Here is a 16,982-nt window from a genome sequence, read left to right on the forward strand (position 1 = left end):
ACGCGACGGACGGGAGGCCCGGCGCCGGACCGGCACCGGGCCTCCCGTCCGCACGTGGTGCGTGACGCCGGGGGCGACGCGCCTCACGCCACGGGAGCGGCCTCCAGCGCGGCGTCGGCGCGTGCCGCGCTGCCCTCGGCCAGGCCTCGGGCGATGCGGCCCCGCGTCGCCAGCCAGAGGACGACCGCGGCGACGAACACGATGCCCTCGGTGACGGTGAGCGCCCAGATGATCCCGGCGAGCCCGAACCACACGTTGCCGGCGATCACGATCGGGATGAACAGCACGCCCTGCCCCATCGACAGCACCATCGCGGGCATGACCATCCCGGTCGCCTGGAACAGCGAGGTGAGCAGCCCCGTGAACCCGTTGACGACGGCGGCGACGAGCTGTGCCGTCAGGATCGTCATGCCGATCGCGAGCACCGAGTGGTCGCCGGAGAAGATCGTGAAGACCTGCTCGCGGAACACGAACACGGTCCCGGAGAAGACGAGCACGATGCCGCCGACGGTCAGGGCCGCGGCGCGCAGGCCGGAACGGAGTCGAGCTGCGTCACCCGCTCCGAACGCGTAGGCCAGCAGCGGCAGCACGCCGATGGTCACGCCCATCACCAGGAACTCCGGCACCCGGGCGATGCGGACCGCGACGCCCATCGCCGCCAGCGGGTCATCACCGTAGGCGGCGGCGAGGTTGTTGAGGACGAGTGTCGTGACGATGAGGAACGCGGACTGCAGCAGTTCGCCGACGCCGATGCCGAACACGGGCTTCAGGATGTCCGCCCGCAGGGTGAACCACTTCGGCGCGAAGCTGACGTTCTCGCTGTTCCGCTGCAGCCACGTCACCCAGTAGGCGATCGAGACCACGTTGGCCAGGCCTACCGCGAGTGCAGCGCCGCCGACACCCCAGTGCAGTCCCAGGATGAACAGGACGTCGAACACCAGGTTGCCGACCGTGGACAGGACCAGGCCGATCATCGCCTGCCTCGCGGCGCCCTCGGAGCGGACGATCTGCTCGAGCGCGAAGGACGCGGCGAGGACGGGGACGAACGCGAGCATCACGGTGACGTACTCGCTCGTGGCGGGTACGGCTGCCGCGTCGGCACCGAGGACGGCGACGAGCGGGCGGAGCAGCAGGAGCCCGACGACGCCGAGCACGGCTCCGGTCACGACGGCTCCCCACAGGGCGAACGAGGCGACGTGCCTGATGTCCCGCGCCTTGTCGGGATCGTGTTCCGAGGCGCCGAGCAACCGGGACATCAACGCGCTGCCGCCGACGCCGAACACCCCGCCCACGGCCATCACGAGGCCGAGCAACGGCGTGCCGAAGGTGATCGCGGCGAGCAGGGACGTGTCGTGCTGCGCGCCGATGAAGCCCGCGTTGATGACGTTGTACAGGGCGCTGACGACCATCGCGGCGGCCATCGGCACGCACAGGTGCACCAGGGCTCGGGCGATGGGGGCAGCGGAGAGGTACCAGCGGTTCGTCGCCGCAGCGGTGGTGGTGGAGGACATGACGGTTCCCTTCCGGGCATGGCGGTGGGCGCGCCGACGGACGCCGGCACGGCAGGGGGGAGCGCGCGACCGATGGGGTCGCGGGATCGCAGGGTCGCGGGTCGGGAAGGCGCGGGATCGCGGGGTCGCGAAGGCACGCCGGCGGATCCGGCCGGGAGGCGCGTGGTGCGGGAGCGGGTCGCTGCGGTGGCGCGCGTGGCGCCGGCGGTGCGGTGGTGCGGCTAGCGGGTCGGCGGCGCGAGTTCCGCGGTCACCTTCTGCAGCAGTCGCCGCAGGGTGTCGCGTTCGTCCTCGTCGAGGGGTGCGAGCAGGGAGTCGTCGAGGGCGACCATCGCGTCGGTGAACCCGGCGATGAGGTCGATGCCCGCCTGGGTGGCGTGCACCGTCTTCGTCCGCCCGTTCGTGGCGTCCGGTCGTCGTTCGATCAGGCCACGCCGCTCGAGCCCCTGCAGGAGACTCGAGACGCTGGCCGCGCTGGTCCGGGTGGCCTCGGCGACGTCCCGCTGGATGGCGCCGGGGTGTTCCTGCAGGTACCCGAGCACGAAGGACTGCTCGTGGGTGAGGTCGCGCTCACGGACCCACTCCTCGGCGCCCTTGCGCTGTGCCCATCCGATCCACCGCATGAGCTGGAGCGGTGTCGTGAAGTCCGGTGCCTGCATGATCAGGACTCTAACTGTTAGCCATCGAACTGTCAACGAAAGCAGTCCGAGTCGTGACCCCACAACGGGGGTGTCGAGCCCTGCTCGCATCCTGGTACCTTCCACAGCAAGCGGCCTCACCAGCCGCCCTCGGCCCGTTCGACGGGCCCCACATCCCCTGGCTCACCACCGGGGGCGGATCAGTGGCGGAGACCCCGTCGGGGGAGGAGGCACCGTGCCACACCACGGACCACCCACCGCGATCCCGGTGCGACGAGTTCGTCGCGCCTGACCAGGACGGGCGCCGGCGGGTACCGGCGTTCGCCTCACCGGGTCCGCGACGCGTTCGGGTCGTCGCGGATCCCCGGGGCGGTGGTGATCGGGTCACCGCCGCCCCGGACCTCCCGGTCGCTCCGATCGACGTCTTCGGGAACCCGCCGGTCCACGGAGGCGGATCGGCGTGATACTGGGGTGGTGCGTGAACTCCAAGCCGCCATCGCAGCGGACCTCAACGTCCAGCCGACCATCGACCCGGAGCAGGAGGTCGCCCGTCGTGTCGGGTTCCTGCGCGACTACCTGCTGACGACCGGGGCGAAGGGGTACCTCCTCGCCATCAGCGGCGGGCAGGACTCCACCCTGGCCGGCCGCCTGACCCAGCTCGCGGTCGAGTCGCTCCGCGCCGAGGGGCACCCGGCCGAGTTCACGACCGTCCGCATGCCCTACCGGGTGCAGGCCGACGAGGACGACGCCCAGCTCGCCCTGCAGTTCATCGCGGCCGACCCGGGCGTCACCGTGAACATCGAGCACGGCGTCGACGGGGTCATGCAGGACACCGCGGCCTCGGGCGTCGAACTGAGCGACTTCGTCAAGGGCAACGTCAAGGCGCGCATGCGCATGGTCGCCCAGTACGCGATCGCCGGGCAGCGCGGCCTGCTGGTGGTCGGCACGGACCACGCGGCCGAGGCCGTCACGGGCTTCTTCACCAAGTACGGCGACGGCGGCGTCGACCTCACCCCGCTCACCGGGCTGTCGAAGAGCCAGGGGCGGCAGCTGCTCGAGCACCTCGGCGCACCCGCCCGCCTGTACGAGAAGGCGCCCACTGCCGACCTGCTCGACGAGCTGCCCGGGCAGACCGACGAGGCGAACCTCGGGCTCACCTACGCCGAGATCGACGCGTACCTGCAGGGCCACGACGTGCCGGTCGAGGTCGCCGAGGCGATCGAGTCGCGCTACCGCGCGACGGAGCACAAGCGCCAGGTGCCGGCGACGCCCTTCGACGACTGGTGGCGTGCGGGCGCGTAGGCGCTGACGCAACCCCGGCCTGGAGGCGCGGTGCGGGTGATCCTGTACCGCGCCTCCCGTCTGTTGTCCCCAACCCTCCCCAGCGCGGCCCCGCTGTCCGCGCGCGCTCCTAGGATGGGAGCCAACGGAACAACAGATGCGGAATCCAGGCTGGCGCCTGGTCCGGAGGGGGAGTCATGGAAGTCCTGTTCGCGCTCGGAGCCGTCCCGCTGATCATCGTGGGGATCATCGTCCTCGCCGTGATCGCGCTGATCTACGCCAAGGTCGTGTACCGCAACGCCGGTGCCGACGAAGCGCTCATCATCACCGGCAAGCGCTCCCGCAAGGTCAAGAACGCCGACGGCACCGAGACCGTCGAGTCCGGCATCAAGGTCGTGCTCGGCGCCGGCGTGCTCGTCCGCCCCTTCTTCGAGAAGGTCGCGAAGCTGTCGCTCAGCTCGCGTGCGATCGACATCAACGTCAACGCGCAGGACTCCCGCGGCGTCACCATCGACGTCGAGGCCGTGGCGCTCGTCAAGGTCGGCGAGGCCGACGCGTCCATCCGGGCGGCCGCACAGCGGTTCCTCGGCCAGGAGAAGAAGATCGACGACTTCGCGCGCGAGGTCCTGTCGGGCTCGCTCCGTGCCTCGATCGGCGCGACCGACGTCTCGACGATCATCCGGAACCGCGACCAGCTCACCGTCGCGGTCCTCACCGTCGCGCAGGACGCCCTGCACAGTCAGGGGCTCGACGTCGACTCGTTCGAGATCAAGGGCATCTCGGACCGCAACGAGTACATCAGCGACCTCGGCCGTGCCGAGCGTGCACGCGTGCGACTCGAGGCCGAGAACGCCGAGGCCCAGGCCGACCGCGAAGCGCGAGAAGCCCGTGCCACCGCCGACCAGGCGATCGCCGAGGCCGAGAACACCCTGGCCATCCGCCGTGCCGCGCTGCAGCTCGACGCCGACCGTGCGTCCGCCGAAGCCGCTGCCGCCGGCCCGCTCGCCCAGGCGCGTGCGTCCCAGGGCGTCGTCGAGCAGGAGCAGATCACCGCGCAGAAGCGTGCCGAGCTGCGCCGTGCCGAGCTCGAGTCCGAGGTCTCCGCCGTCGCCGAGGCCCAGGCGCGCAAGACCCGCGTCGAGGCCGAAGCCGCCGCTGGGGCCCAGGTCGAGACCGCCCGCGCCCAGGCCGAGGCCCGCCGGATCTCCGCCGAGGCCGTCGCGGCCGAGGCGAAGGCCGAGGCGGATGCCCGCAAGCTCGCCGCCGACGCCTCACGCGCCGAGGGTGAAGCCGCCGCCGACGCGATCCGTGCGAAGGGTCAGGCCGAGGCCGATGCGACCAAGGCGCAGGCCGACGCGCTCGCACAGCACTCCGAGGCCGTCCTGCGGGTCAAGGCCATCGAGACACTGCCGAGCATCGCCCGCGAACTCGCCGCTCCGATGAGCAACATCGACACGCTCACCGTGGTGTCCTCCGACGGCGCCGGTGCACTGTCGAAGAGTGTCGTCAGCCAGTTCAGCGAGGTCGATGCGCTGCTCGGTGCCACCGCCGGGTTCACCCTGAGCGACATCGTGAAGAGCACCACGACGGGTCAGGCGGCTGCCCGTGCCGTCGTGCGCGAACAGTCGGTGCCACAGGTCGAGCCGACCGAGTAACCGGGCGGGTGCCTGCAGCGGGCGCGACGGGGGATCAGCCCTCGTCGTGCCCGTTCTCGTTCTGCGGGTCGCGCTGCTGTGCGCCGGCGTCCTCACGCTCGTCCGCGAGCCGCTGCTGCCACACGACACTGCGGGCCGCACCCTCGAGCACGTCGTCGACGCTGCGACCGCTCTGGGCGGCGAGGGCACCGCTGAGCCCGGCGGTCAGGGTGCCGCCTGCCGCGGCGAGTCGCTCGACGACCTCCTCCTGCCGCGGGGTCAGGGGCTCGTCGACCAGCTCGTCGATCGTGTCGCGGATGTTCTGCTCGCTCGCGTCCAGTGCCGCCTCGTCGCCGGACTGCAGGGCTGCTGCCTCTCCGACGACGACGAGACCGAGGCGCGCGGCGTCGTCTTCGGGACGCGGGGTGCGGTGCTCATCAGTCATGCGGTGGACCGTACGCTCCGGTGCGCTGCGCTCCCTGGACAGACGCGTCCCCCGCTCGGGCGGGCGCGCTGTCAGTCGGCCCAGCGCCGGAGCAACCAGTCGGCGGCGGCCACGCCCTCGCGACGCTGGAAGTCGCGGATCGTGGGCATGTTCGGCGGCGCCGGGGGCAGGGCGTGCTCGAAGAACAGCCCGGCGAGCCCGGCCAGCACGGCGTCGATCGTGGTGGCGGGTACCCCGGCGAAGACCGGGTGCGTGGCGAGGTGGTGTTCGACGTCGGCGTCCTCACCGCGGACGAGCGTGTCGAGCAGGTAGGTCAGCGGGTCGAGCCAGTGCGCGCCCACGCTCGCCCAGGGCCAGTCGACCACCCAGACGAGCCCGGCGTCGTCGACGAGCAGGTTGTCCGCTCGGCAGTCGGCGTGCACGAGGTGTTCGCCGTCGACGAGTGCCGCTGCCCCGGATGCCGCGCGGGCGATCGCGGGGCCGGCGTCGAGGACGTGCGGCGGGACGACCTCGGCGACGCGGGCGGCGTCCGCGTCGTCGGCCAGCATCCGGTCCCAGGCGCCGAACTCACCGCGCAGGTCCTCGGCGATGCGGGGGAGCGTCGCCAGCCCATCGGTCGCGGGCGGCAGTGTGTGGAGCGCGTCGAGCACGGCCGTCGTGTCCGATCCGTCGAGGTGCCGGCCCGGGTGCTGCCCTGCGACGTCCTCGAGCACGAGCGCGACCCAGTCGTCGCCGTCGACCGTGGCGTGCAGCGCGTCGAGCAGCCGTGGCGCCTGCACGGTGGTCGGCAGCTGGGCCATGACCGCGGCCTCGCGGCGGTGCAGCTCGAGGGCTGCCTCGTTGCGCGAGCGTGACACGGTCTTCAAGAACGCCCGTCGTCCCGCCGCGGTCGTCACCCGGTCGGCGCTGCCGGGAGACCACCCGCTCGCCTGGGACTCGGCGGTCAAGACCGGACCGCCCAGCACCCCCTCCACCTGCTGCCGCAGCGTCGTCGGTACATCGGTCCAGGTAGTTCGCCCCATGCGCCGACGCTACCTGAGAACCCGTACACGAACGTGCACGGTCGGCAACTTTGCGTTGGCAGCAAAGGTGCTGGCGGTGTAAAGTTGCAGAGCCTGCAAGGTTGACACCCGTTCGGGGTCCCGACCAGGCCGACGACCACCACGCCACATCCCCTGTGAGGAACTCCGCATGTCCACTGCCACCGCACCCGTCGAGGTGTCGCGCGGACGACAGGACTCCCCGGCGAGCACGCCGGGCAAGCCGATCATGTCGCACCGCCAGATCCTGCTCGTCATCTACGGCCTGATGGCGGGCATGTTCCTGTCGTCCCTCGACCAGACCATCGTCGGCACGGCGATCCGCACGATCGGTGACGACCTGCACGGCCTCGACCAGCAGGCCTGGGTCACGACGGCCTACCTGATCGCGTCGACCATCACCACGCCGATCTACGGCAAGCTCTCCGACGTCTTCGGCCGTCGCCCGCTCTACATCTTCGGCATCGCGGTCTTCATCCTCGGGTCGCTGCTCTCGACCCTGTCGACGTCGATGACCATGCTCGCCGCCTTCCGCGCGTTCCAGGGCATCGGTGCCGGTGCGCTGATGTCGCTCCCGCTCGCGATCATGGGCGACATCCTCGCGCCTCGTGAGCGCGCGAAGTACCAGGGCTACTTCCTGGCGGTCTTCGGCATCTCGTCCGTGATCGGCCCGCTGATCGGTGGACTGTTCGCCGGTGCGAGCTCGATCGTCGGCATCACCGGCTGGCGCTGGGTCTTCCTGATCAACGTGCCGATCGGCGTCGCCGCGCTCCTCATGGTGATCGCGTTCCTGCACCTGCCGAAGTTCGGCGAGGCCAAGGCCAAGCCGCGCATCGACTGGTGGGGCGCGACCTCGGTCATCGTCACGCTCGCCCCGCTGCTCCTCGTCGCGGAGCAGGGCCGCACGTGGGGCTGGGGTTCGGCCAGCGCGATCGCCTGCTACGTCATCGGTGCGCTCGGCCTCGTCGCCTTCCTGGTGATCGAGACCCGCATGCAGGACGACGCGATCATCCCGCTCAAGCTCTTCCGCTCGAGCACGTTCTCGATGGCGACCATCCTGGGCTTCCTGGTCGGCTTCGCGATGTTCGGCGCGATGCTCACCATCCCGCTCTACCTGCAGATCGTCACCGGCCTGACGCCGACCGAGTCCGGCTTCGCGACGCTGCCGATGATCGGTGGCCTGATGATCGCCTCGATCGCCTCGGGGCAGATCGTGGCGCGCACCGGCCGCTACCGGATCTTCCCGGTCATCGGCACCGCCCTGGTGTCGCTCGGCTACGTCGTCCTGACCTTCATGACGATCGACAAGCCGCTGTGGTTCCTGATGATCGGCATGTTCCTGATCGGTCTCGGACTCGGCCAGCTCATGCAGAGCATCACCCTGGCATCGCAGAACTCGGTGGAGCCGCGCGACATGGGTGTGGCGACCTCGTCCGCCACGTTCTTCCGCCAGATCGGTGGCACGCTCGGTACCGCCGTCCTGCTGTCCGTCCTGTTCTCGCTCATGCCGACGAACATCCTGCACGCCACGGCGGACGAGTCGAACCTGAAGCCCGCCCTCAGTGCGGCGCTCGACCCGGAGATCGCCAGCGCGAAGGCGAACCAGGGCGTCATGGACCAGATCTGGAACCCGATCGTCACCCCGCTCCAGCAGCAGGTGCAGTCCGGACTCGACACCGCCACCGACCAGGTGACCCAGGCCACTGCCGGGGCTCCCGATGCCGTGCAGCAGCAGGCGCTCACCGCCGCCGCCGACAAGGCGCACGCGAGCGTGCAGGACGGCCGGCTCGTCGTCGACTGGTCCGACTCGGGGCAGCGCACCTACTGGGTGGACCAGCTCGCACCGGAGCTGTCGAAGCAGATCGACAAGGGCGCGAACGACTCGAGCGACTCGAACGCCGAGACGAGCGACACGTCGTACCTCAACGGTGCGGACGCAGCCCTGACCCGGCCGTTCATGTCCGGGTTCAACGCCTCGGCCGTGACCGTCTACTGGGTCGGCTTCGCGGTGATCCTGCTCGCGTTCGTCCTGAGCTTCTTCTTCAAGGCGCCGCCGCTCCGCAAGAGCTCGGCCCTGCAGGAACAGGCGGACGACGCCGGCACCGCCGACGACCTCGAGGCGCAGGCCGTGCGGGCCGCGGACACGATGGGCTCGCCCACCGCCCCGGTCACCGGTTCGATCCCCGTCCAGGGCGGTCGGTCGCAGGTCTGAACCACGCCGGGCCTCCCCGTCACACGACGCGGAGGCCCGGCGTCGCACGGACCCGAGAGCAGGACGGAGCGCAACACGTGCACCAGCCCACCACCACCGAGGACCTCGTCGCGAGCGACTGCGGCCTGCGGGAGCGCAAGAAGCAGCAGACCCGGTCGGCCATCCATCGGTCGGCACTCGCCCTGGTCACCGACCACGGGCTCGCCGGGGTGACGGTCGAGCAGATCTGCGCGGACGCCGGGGTCTCCCCGCGGACGTTCTTCAACTACTTCCCGTCGAAGGCCGAAGCAGCCCTCGGACTGCCGGCGACGACGGTCCCGGACGTGGCGCGCGCAGCGTTCCTCGGTTCCACCGGGCCGCTCGTGTCGGACCTCTGCGACCTCGTCGCGCACACGGTCACCCTGCCGCAGGACCGCCGGCGCATGAAGGAGCTCGTCCGAGCCCGCCCCGAGATGGTCCCGGCGATGATGCAGTGGATGGCGCACGCGCGGCAGACCGTGCTGGCGGTCGCCGCCGAGCGCGTCGACGAGGACACCGCGCGGACCGGGACCACCCTCGTGATGGCCGCCGTGATCGAGTCCGCCCACCGGTCGGCGGACGGCTCGCGCGACGAGCTCGCTGCGCGGCTGCGCGCGGTCGTCGCCGAGATGGGGCGGCTCGCCACCGCCTGACCAGCGTGACCATCGCGTCGCCCCGGCGCGGGGCGACCACGGTCTGGAGGCGCGGTGCGGGGCGGACCCGCACCGCGCCTCCAGGCCGCTGTCGCGTCCACGCCGTCGGTCGCGCAGTCATCGGACGGTTGGGCGGCCACTTTCGCCAGAACCGCAAGAACAAGGCTCTTGACGCGCAAGACATCGGATGTTTTGATTGCACCGTTCGGTCGACGGAGACCGGACGGCAGGAGACACAGATGAGCCGCATCACCGGTCTGCACGTGCACGACATCCGGTTCCCGACCTCGCGAGAGCACGACGGGTCCGACGCCATGAACCCCGCACCCGACTACTCCGCCGCCTACGTCGAGCTCACCACCGACGCGCTCGACGGCCTGGTCGGCACCGGCTTCGTCTTCACCATCGGCCGCGGCAACGAGGTGCAGGAGTCGGCGATCGCAGCCCTCCGTGGGCACGTCGTCGGCGCCGATGCCGAGGCGGTCCTCGCCGACATGGGCGGCACCTGGCGCGCGATGGTGCACGACTCGCAGCTGCGGTGGCTCGGGCCGGAGAAGGGCGTCATGCACATGGCGATCGGCGCCGTGGTGAACGCCCTGTGGGACCTCCGGGCGAAGCGTGCGGGGCAGCCGCTGTGGGCCCTGCTCGCCGACCTGCGCCCCGAGGAGCTCGTCGACCTGGTGGACTTCCGGTACCTGACCGACGCGATCACCCCGGCCGAGGCGCTCGAACTGTTCCGCGCCGCCGAACCGATGCGTGCCGAACGTCGAGCGCGCCTGGAGCGTGCGGGCTACCGTGCCTACACGACGACCCCGGGCTGGCTCGGCTACGACGACGAGAAGCTCGCGCGGCTGTGCCGGGAAGCCGTGGACGACGGGTTCACCCAGATCAAGCTGAAGGTCGGCGGCGACGTCGACGAGGACGTCCGACGGATGGGCATCGCCCGCGCCACCGTCGGCCCGGACGTCCGGATCGCGATCGACGCGAACCAGCGCTGGGACGTCGACGAGGCCGTGGCGTGGATCGACCGGCTCCGCCCCTTCGACGTCGCGTGGGTCGAGGAGCCGACGAGCCCGGACGACATCCTCGCCCACGCCGAGATCGCCCGGCGCATCGCCCCGATCCCGGTCGCGACGGGGGAGCACATGGCGAACCGGGTGATCGCGAAGCAGCTGATCCAAGCCGGGTCGATGTCGGTGCTGCAGATCGACGCCACCCGGGTCGCCGGGGTGAACGAGAACCTGGCGATCCTGCTCCTCGCCGCCAAGCACGGGGTCCGCGTCTGCCCGCACGCCGGCGGCGTGGGCCTGTGCGAGGCGGTGCAGCACCTGTCGATGTTCGACGCGGTCGCCCTGACCGGTGACCTCGACACCCGGTGCATCGAGTTCGTCGACCACCTGCACGAGCACTTCGTGACCCCGGTCGACGTCCACGACGGCCGCTACTGGCCGCCGACCACGCCCGGCGCCGGCACCGAGATGCTCGCCGACACCCTGACCACCCACGCGTTCCCGGACGGCCCGGTCTGGGCCGAGTCCGATCCCGATCGGGTCCCGGACGCCGTCCGGGTCGCCTGAACACCCCACCGCACACCCCATCACCACGACGAAGTGGAGACACCGATGCAACGACGACGCACCGCCGGGCTGGCGGCAGCAGCAGCTGCCGTGCTCGTGCTCACCGGCTGTTCCGCTGGCAGCAACGCCAGCGACGGCCAGTCGAAGGACTCCCTCACCTGGGCCATGTGGATCGCCGGGAAGGAGGACAAGGCCGCGTGGCAGAAGGTCGCCGACACGGTCAAGACCGACGACGACGTGGACGTCTCGATCCAGGGCTCACCCTTCAACGACTACTGGACCAAGCTCCGCACCCAGCTGTCCACCGGCACCGCACCCTGCATCGTGAGCATCCAGTCGCTCCGCGCCGCGAACTACACGGACGTGCTCGTGCCGATCGACGACATGGCGAAGCAGGCCGACCTCGACCTGGGCGAGTACGACCAGACCGGGCTCGACGGCATGAAGGTCGACGGCAAGCTCTACGGGCTGCCGTACGACACCGGCCCCATGGTCATGTTCTACAACAAGGACATCTTCGAGAAGGCGGGCGTCGACGAGCCGAAGCCGGGCTGGACGGTCGACGAGTTCGAGGATGCTGCGAAGGAGCTCAAGGCCGCGGGCACGCCGATCTGGGGCACGAGCGTGGAGGACATCCCCCTGGAGTCGATGATCCTCGGCTACAACGGCGGCCGGGTGATCGATGCCGACGGCACGCTCGACGCCTCGAACGCGGAGTTCGCCGAGGGTCTCGACTGGATCGGCGGCCTCGTGAAGGACGGCTACGCCACACAGGCGAGCACCGACGGGTCCACCGACGACAACGCGTTCGTGTCCGGTGACGTGGCGATGTACAGCGACGGCCCCTGGTCGATCATCAGCCAGAAGGCCAAGGTCAAGTTCGACCTCGGCATCACGACGATCCCCTCGGGCACGGACGGCCCCAGCTCGTTCGCCGCCGGGTCGGGCTTCGGCATCTCGAAGCAGTGCAAGTACCCCGAGCAGGCGTTCAAGGCCATCACCACGATGACGAACGAGGCCACGCTCACCTCACTCGCCGAGCAGGGTCGCGCCTTCCCGGCACGCACCGCGGCGCAGCAGGCCTGGTACGACAACGCCGGCATCGACGGGGTCGAGGACGCCCTGAAGACCGGACTCGAGAACGCCACCCCGTTGCCCGGCAACAAGCAGAGCGACCAGCTCAACCAGCTCTTCGCGCAGTACGCCCTGCAGGCGGTGAACGGACAGACCTCCGGCAAGGAGACGATGTCGTCCATCGCGAGCCAGCTCGGCTCGCAGTGACGGGCGTCACCCCTGACGGACGGGAGGCGCGGGTGGACCCCGCCCCGCGCCTCCCGGCCTGTCCCATCCCCTGACCAGGACCGCGCGAACGACGAGGAGGTCGTCGCATGACCACCATCCAGGACCCACCCGCCGAGGCGGCGCTGCCCGCCCCCGCGGTCGCGGTCGCGACCGGCGCGGCCCCGCGCCGGAAGGACAGCGGCGCCGACGCCGAGCTCGGCCGCCGCTCCTGGTGGGGCGCCGCCTTCGCCGCTCCGCACTCGATCGGCCTCGTCGTGTTCACGGCGTTCCCGATCCTCGCGTCGCTCGTCGTGAGCTTCATGAACTGGCCGATGCTCGGCGAACGCTCGTGGGCCGGCCTGTCGAACTACGCGCAGCTGTTCTCCGACCCGATCTTCCGCACCGTGACGCTGAACACCGTGCTGTTCGTCGTGCTCTACGTGCCGCTCAACCTGGTCGTGTCCCTCGGCCTCGCGGCCTGGCTGACGCCGAAGATCCGCCACCGGCACGTCTTCCGCGTGCTGTTCTTCATCCCGACCATCACGCCGATCGTCGCGAACGTCGTCGTCTGGCGGATGCTGTACCAGCCGGGCGGTGCCATCGACGCGACGCTGCAGTCGACCGTCGGCGTGAACGCACCGAACTTCCTGGCCGACGACAACTGGGCGATGCTCGCCGTCGTCGCGATGAGCGTCTGGCAGGGGTTCGGCTACAACATGCTGATCTTCTCGGCGGCGCTCGACTCGGTGCCGGAGAACCAGATCGAGGCTGCGCAGCTCGACGGGGCGAACGCCTGGCAGATGTTCTGGCGGATCAAGTTCCCGCTCATCTCGCCGTCGATCTTCTTCGCGACGATGATGACCCTGATCACCTCGTTCCAGGTGTTCGTGCAGCCGTTCGTCCTGACGAAGGGCGGCCCCGGCACCGCCACCGAGACCCTGGTGCAGTACATCTACAACACGGGGTTCCAGACCCAGCAGCTCGGACTCGCATCGGCCGGGGCGTGGGTGCTGTTCGTCATCATCCTCGGCATCACGGCCATCCAGTTCCTCGGACAGAAGCGGTGGGTGCACTATGAGTGAGCTGACCTCGTCCAACCGGACGATCAACCCGCGGGCGCTGCCCCGCACGCACCGGCAGACCGGCCGGGTGCGCCGCGCGGTGGGCTACGTGCTGCTCTGCCTGGTGGCCCTGCTGTTCGTCTCGCCGCTCATCTACATGGTGGCGACGAGCCTGAAGCCGTCGGCCGACGTGTTCACGACCCCGCCGACGCTCTGGGGCTCGTCCATCGAGTGGGGCAACTACGCACAGGCGTTCACGTACCTGCCGTTCGCCCGGTTCATCCTGAACGGCGTCTTCGTCGCCGCGGCCGGCACGGCGATCAACGTCGCCGTCGCGGTGCTGTCCGGCTACGCGTTCTCGCGACTGCGGTGGCGCGGCCGGAACACGGTGTTCGTCCTGTTCCTGGCGACGCTGATGATCCCGCAGGACGTCCTCGTCATCCCGATGTACGTGATGATGCAGGGCTTCGGGTGGGTCGACACGTTCCAGGCGCTCATCATCCCGTGGGCGTTCACGGCACTCGGCGCGTTCCTGGTGCGGCAGTTCTTCCTCACCGTGCCGCAGGAGCTCGACGACGCCGCCCGGGTGGACGGTGCCGGAGCGATCCGGACGTTCTTCTCGGTGATGCTCCCGCTGGCCCGACCGACGATGGCGGTCCTCGCCGTGTTCTCGTTCATCGCGTACTGGAACTCGTTCCTCTGGCCGCTCGTCATCGTCAACGACGTCGAGGCCCGTGGCACCATCCCGCTCGGCCTGCAGCAGTTCTTCGGGCAGCAGGGCTCCGAGTGGAACCTCGTGATGGCGGCCTCGGTGATCTCGATGCTGCCCACGGTGGTCCTGCTGATCCTGCTCCAGAAGCACCTCGTCAAGGGGATCGTCACCAGCGGTCTCGGCGGCCGGTGACACCGCCGACCGTCACCCTCTCGTCCTCCACTGAAAGGAACACTGGCCTCATGACCATCACCGCACCTGCCGAGCCGCAGACCGCGACCGACTCCGCGGGGTTCCCCGCGTGGTTCTCCCACGACCGGTTCGGCATGTTCATCCACTGGGGGCTGTACGCCCTGCCGGCACGGCACGAGTGGGTGAAGAACCGCGAACGGATCACCGACGAGGACTACCAGAAGTACTTCGACCACTTCGACCCGGACCTGTTCGACGCCGCGGACTGGGCACGTCGGGCACGGCAGGCGGGGATGAAGTACGTCGTCCTCACCACGAAGCACCACGAGGGCTTCTGCCTGTGGGACACCGCCCTGACCGACTACAAGTCCACGAACACCCCGTTCGGCCGTGACATCGTGCGCGAGTTCGTCGACGCCGTCCGTGCCGAGGGGCTGCGGGTCGGCTTCTACCACTCGCTCATCGACTGGCACCACCCGGACTTCACCGTCGACGGCGTGCACCCCCGGCGCGACGACTCGCCGGAGGAGATCGAGGCGTTCAACGAGGGCCGCGACATGTCGCGCTACCGCGAGTACCTCCACGGTCAGGTCGAGGAGCTGCTCACCGACTACGGGCAGATCGACTACCTGTTCTACGACTTCTCGTACCGGGACAACGACCACGAGGACATCTGGGGCGGCAAGGGCCGGGACGAGTGGGGATCCGAGGAGCTCATGGCGCTGACGAAGCGACTGCAGCCCGGCATCATCGTGAACGACCGGCTCGACATCCCCGGTGACCTGGTCACGCCCGAGCAGTACCAGCCCGACAAGCCGATGGAGGTCGACGGCGTCCCGGTGCCGTGGGAGGCCTGCCAGACGCTGAACGGCTCGTGGGGCTACGACCGCGACAACCTGAACCTGAAGCCGGTCGACCTGCTCGTCCGCATGCTCGTCGACGGCGTCTCGAACAACGGGAACATGCTGCTCAACATCGGCCCGACCGGTCGCGGTGAGTTCGACGGGGTCTCGCGGCAGACGCTCGACGGCATCGGGACGTGGATGCACCAGCACGCTCGCTCGGTGTACGGGGCGGGGCCGTCGCGGTTCGTCGCCCCGCGGAACACCGTCTACACGCAGAACGGCAACCGCCTGTACCTGCACCTGTTCGCGTGGCCGTTCGAGCACGTGCACCTGCCCGACCTCGCCGGCCGGGTGGCGTACGCGCAGCTGCTCAACGACGCATCGGAGATCCACTTCCGCGAGATCCCGCCGGGCACCCGGGCGCAGAACACCGGGCTCGGCGGTCAGCCCGCCGGCACGCTCACCCTGACGCTGCCGATCGTGCGGCCCGACGTCGCCGTGCCCGTCGTCGAGCTGTTCCTGCGCGACTGATGCAGCGGATCCTGACGCGGACGCGACTGCGGGCCGGGAACGAGGCGGCGTACGACACCGTGCACGCCTCGGTCCCGCCCGCGCTCGCGGCGCGACTGCGCGAGGCTGGCGTGCACGACTGGACGATCTGGCGGGACGGGCTCGACCTGGTCCACCTGATCGAGGTCGAGGACCACCGGGCGATGCGCCGGGCGCTCGCCGACGACCCGGTCAACGCCGAGTGGCAGGAGACGATCAACCCGCTGCTCGAGGCGGACGACGACTACTCGGGCGACGACGACGGGGTCCCACGGGTCTGGTCGCTGGCGGACCAGGTGCACCACGTGGACCAGGTGGACCCGTGACCGATCTCGACCTGGACCGTGGCCCGTTCTGGTTCGGCGGGGCCGGCATCGGCAACCTGCTCCGTCCGGTGTCCGACGCCGACGCCCGCGCCACGGTTGACGCCGCGTGGGACGCCGGCGTCCGCGGGTTCGACACCGCCCCGCACTACGGCCTGGGCCTGTCCGAACGGCGGCTCGGTGCGGCGCTCGCCGGACGCCCCCGGACGGAGTTCCTCGTGTCGACGAAGGTCGGGCGGGTGCTCGTGCCCGGGCGCGGTGACGGCGACGACCTGGCGTCCGGGGGCTTCGCGGTGCCGGACGACACCGTGCGGCAGTGGGACCCGTCGCCGTCGGGCGTGCGGCGCTCGCTCGACGAGTCGCTCGGCCGCCTCGGGCTCGACCACGTCGACGTCGCCTACCTGCACGACCCGGACGTGTACTCGCTCACCGACGGTCTGACCCAGGCGCTGCCGACGCTCGCCGAGCTCCGCGACGAGGACGTCGTGCGGGCGGTCGGCGTCGGGTCGAACTCCGTCGAGGCGCTGTCGGCGGCCGTCGACACCGGGCTCTGCGACGTCGTCATGCTCGCCGGGCGGTACACCCTGCTCGAGCAACCGGCGGCGGCGCTCGTCGACCGGTGCGCGTCGCTGGGCGTCGCGGTCGTGGCGGTCGGCGTCTACAACTCGGGGCTGCTCGGGCAGGAGCGCCCTTCGGCGGGGGCGACCTACGACTACGCCGAGGCCTCCGCGCAGCTGCTCGCGCGGGCGAATTCCATCGCCGACGTCTGCGAGCGCCACGGGGTCACGCTGCCCGAAGCCGCGCTGGCGTTCCCGCGTCGGGCCCCGGCGGTCGCGGCGATCGCGCTCGGGGTGCAGTCCGCCGACCAGGTGCGCTCGAACGTCGCTCGGGCTGCGGCCGACGTGCCCGAGGCGCTCTGGGGCGACCTGCGTGCTGCGGGCCTGCTCGCGATGTGACGCCACGTACGACGAAAGTCACCCCGAACCACGTCGTTGCGTGGTTCGGGGTGA

The 16,982-nt window shown here is 70.5% G+C and carries 15 protein-coding genes; 11 read left to right on the forward strand and 4 right to left on the reverse strand.

The window, feature by feature from the left end; genetic code table 11:
* Positions 1-83: 83 nt before the first annotated feature.
* Both DEJ02_RS06230 and DEJ02_RS06235 read right to left on the reverse strand, forming a co-directional pair.
* Positions 84-1,511, reverse strand: a complete 1,428-nt coding sequence (locus tag DEJ02_RS06230; protein WP_111032362.1) for an MATE family efflux transporter — start codon at positions 1,509-1,511, stop codon at positions 84-86.
* Positions 1,512-1,732: 221 nt separating this feature from the next.
* Positions 1,733-2,170: a MarR family winged helix-turn-helix transcriptional regulator gene (locus DEJ02_RS06235; protein WP_111024304.1), complete on the reverse strand. Its 438-nt coding sequence runs from the start codon at positions 2,168-2,170 to the stop codon at positions 1,733-1,735.
* A gap of 453 nt (positions 2,171-2,623) precedes the next feature.
* Here DEJ02_RS06235 and nadE point away from each other — a divergent pair, with 453 nt between their 5' ends.
* Complete coding sequence (nadE, locus tag DEJ02_RS06240; protein WP_110863289.1) at positions 2,624-3,451, forward strand: ammonia-dependent NAD(+) synthetase; 828 nt, start codon at positions 2,624-2,626, stop codon at positions 3,449-3,451.
* Positions 3,452-3,627: 176 nt separating this feature from the next.
* Entirely contained in the window at positions 3,628-5,085 is a 1,458-nt protein-coding gene (locus DEJ02_RS06245) for an SPFH domain-containing protein (protein ID WP_111032363.1), read from the forward strand.
* Between the two features lie 34 nt (positions 5,086-5,119).
* On the opposite strand, the gene DEJ02_RS06250 is transcribed toward DEJ02_RS06245, so the two are convergent.
* Both DEJ02_RS06250 and DEJ02_RS06255 read right to left on the reverse strand, forming a co-directional pair.
* Positions 5,120-5,509, reverse strand: a complete 390-nt coding sequence (locus DEJ02_RS06250) for a hypothetical protein (RefSeq protein ID WP_071244081.1) — start codon at positions 5,507-5,509, stop codon at positions 5,120-5,122.
* A gap of 71 nt (positions 5,510-5,580) precedes the next feature.
* Entirely contained in the window at positions 5,581-6,531 is a 951-nt protein-coding gene (locus DEJ02_RS06255) for a phosphotransferase family protein (protein WP_146249231.1), read from the reverse strand.
* Between the two features lie 169 nt (positions 6,532-6,700).
* Between DEJ02_RS06255 and DEJ02_RS06260 the strand changes: the two genes are divergently transcribed.
* The 9 genes from DEJ02_RS06260 (at position 6,701) to DEJ02_RS06300 (ending at position 16,928) form a co-directional block, all read left to right on the forward strand.
* Positions 6,701-8,761 carry an MDR family MFS transporter gene (locus DEJ02_RS06260; protein WP_111032365.1) on the forward strand — a complete coding sequence of 687 codons (2,061 nt, stop codon included), beginning with the start codon at positions 6,701-6,703 and terminating at the stop codon, positions 8,759-8,761.
* Between the two features lie 77 nt (positions 8,762-8,838).
* Positions 8,839-9,432, forward strand: coding sequence for a TetR/AcrR family transcriptional regulator (locus DEJ02_RS06265; protein WP_111032366.1), 594 nt, complete (start codon positions 8,839-8,841; stop codon positions 9,430-9,432).
* A 239-nt stretch (positions 9,433-9,671) separates the two neighbouring features.
* Positions 9,672-11,009, forward strand: coding sequence for an enolase C-terminal domain-like protein (locus tag DEJ02_RS06270; protein WP_110863061.1), 1,338 nt, complete (start codon positions 9,672-9,674; stop codon positions 11,007-11,009).
* A 45-nt stretch (positions 11,010-11,054) separates the two neighbouring features.
* The gene (locus tag DEJ02_RS06275; protein WP_258373916.1) at positions 11,055-12,290 is read left to right on the forward strand and encodes a sugar ABC transporter substrate-binding protein; all 1,236 of its coding nucleotides are present in this window, start codon (positions 11,055-11,057) and stop codon (positions 12,288-12,290) included.
* Positions 12,291-12,397: 107 nt separating this feature from the next.
* Positions 12,398-13,372 carry a carbohydrate ABC transporter permease gene (locus tag DEJ02_RS06280; RefSeq protein ID WP_111032368.1) on the forward strand — a complete coding sequence of 325 codons (975 nt, stop codon included), beginning with the start codon at positions 12,398-12,400 and terminating at the stop codon, positions 13,370-13,372.
* Entirely contained in the window at positions 13,365-14,255 is an 891-nt protein-coding gene (locus DEJ02_RS06285) for a carbohydrate ABC transporter permease (RefSeq protein ID WP_111032369.1), read from the forward strand. Before DEJ02_RS06280 ends, DEJ02_RS06285 begins: the two co-directional genes overlap by 8 nt.
* A gap of 50 nt (positions 14,256-14,305) precedes the next feature.
* The gene (locus tag DEJ02_RS06290) at positions 14,306-15,631 is read left to right on the forward strand and encodes an alpha-L-fucosidase (protein WP_111030695.1); all 1,326 of its coding nucleotides are present in this window, start codon (positions 14,306-14,308) and stop codon (positions 15,629-15,631) included.
* Positions 15,631-15,975: an L-rhamnose mutarotase gene (locus DEJ02_RS06295; RefSeq protein ID WP_111032370.1), complete on the forward strand. Its 345-nt coding sequence runs from the start codon at positions 15,631-15,633 to the stop codon at positions 15,973-15,975. The genes DEJ02_RS06290 and DEJ02_RS06295 overlap by 1 nt, the downstream gene beginning before the upstream one ends.
* Positions 15,972-16,928, forward strand: coding sequence for an aldo/keto reductase (locus DEJ02_RS06300; protein ID WP_111032371.1), 957 nt, complete (start codon positions 15,972-15,974; stop codon positions 16,926-16,928). The genes DEJ02_RS06295 and DEJ02_RS06300 overlap by 4 nt, the downstream gene beginning before the upstream one ends.
* Positions 16,929-16,982: the final 54 nt, after the last annotated feature.

Source organism: Curtobacterium sp. MCLR17_042, assembly GCF_003234695.1.
GTDB lineage: Bacteria > Actinomycetota > Actinomycetes > Actinomycetales > Microbacteriaceae > Curtobacterium > Curtobacterium flaccumfaciens.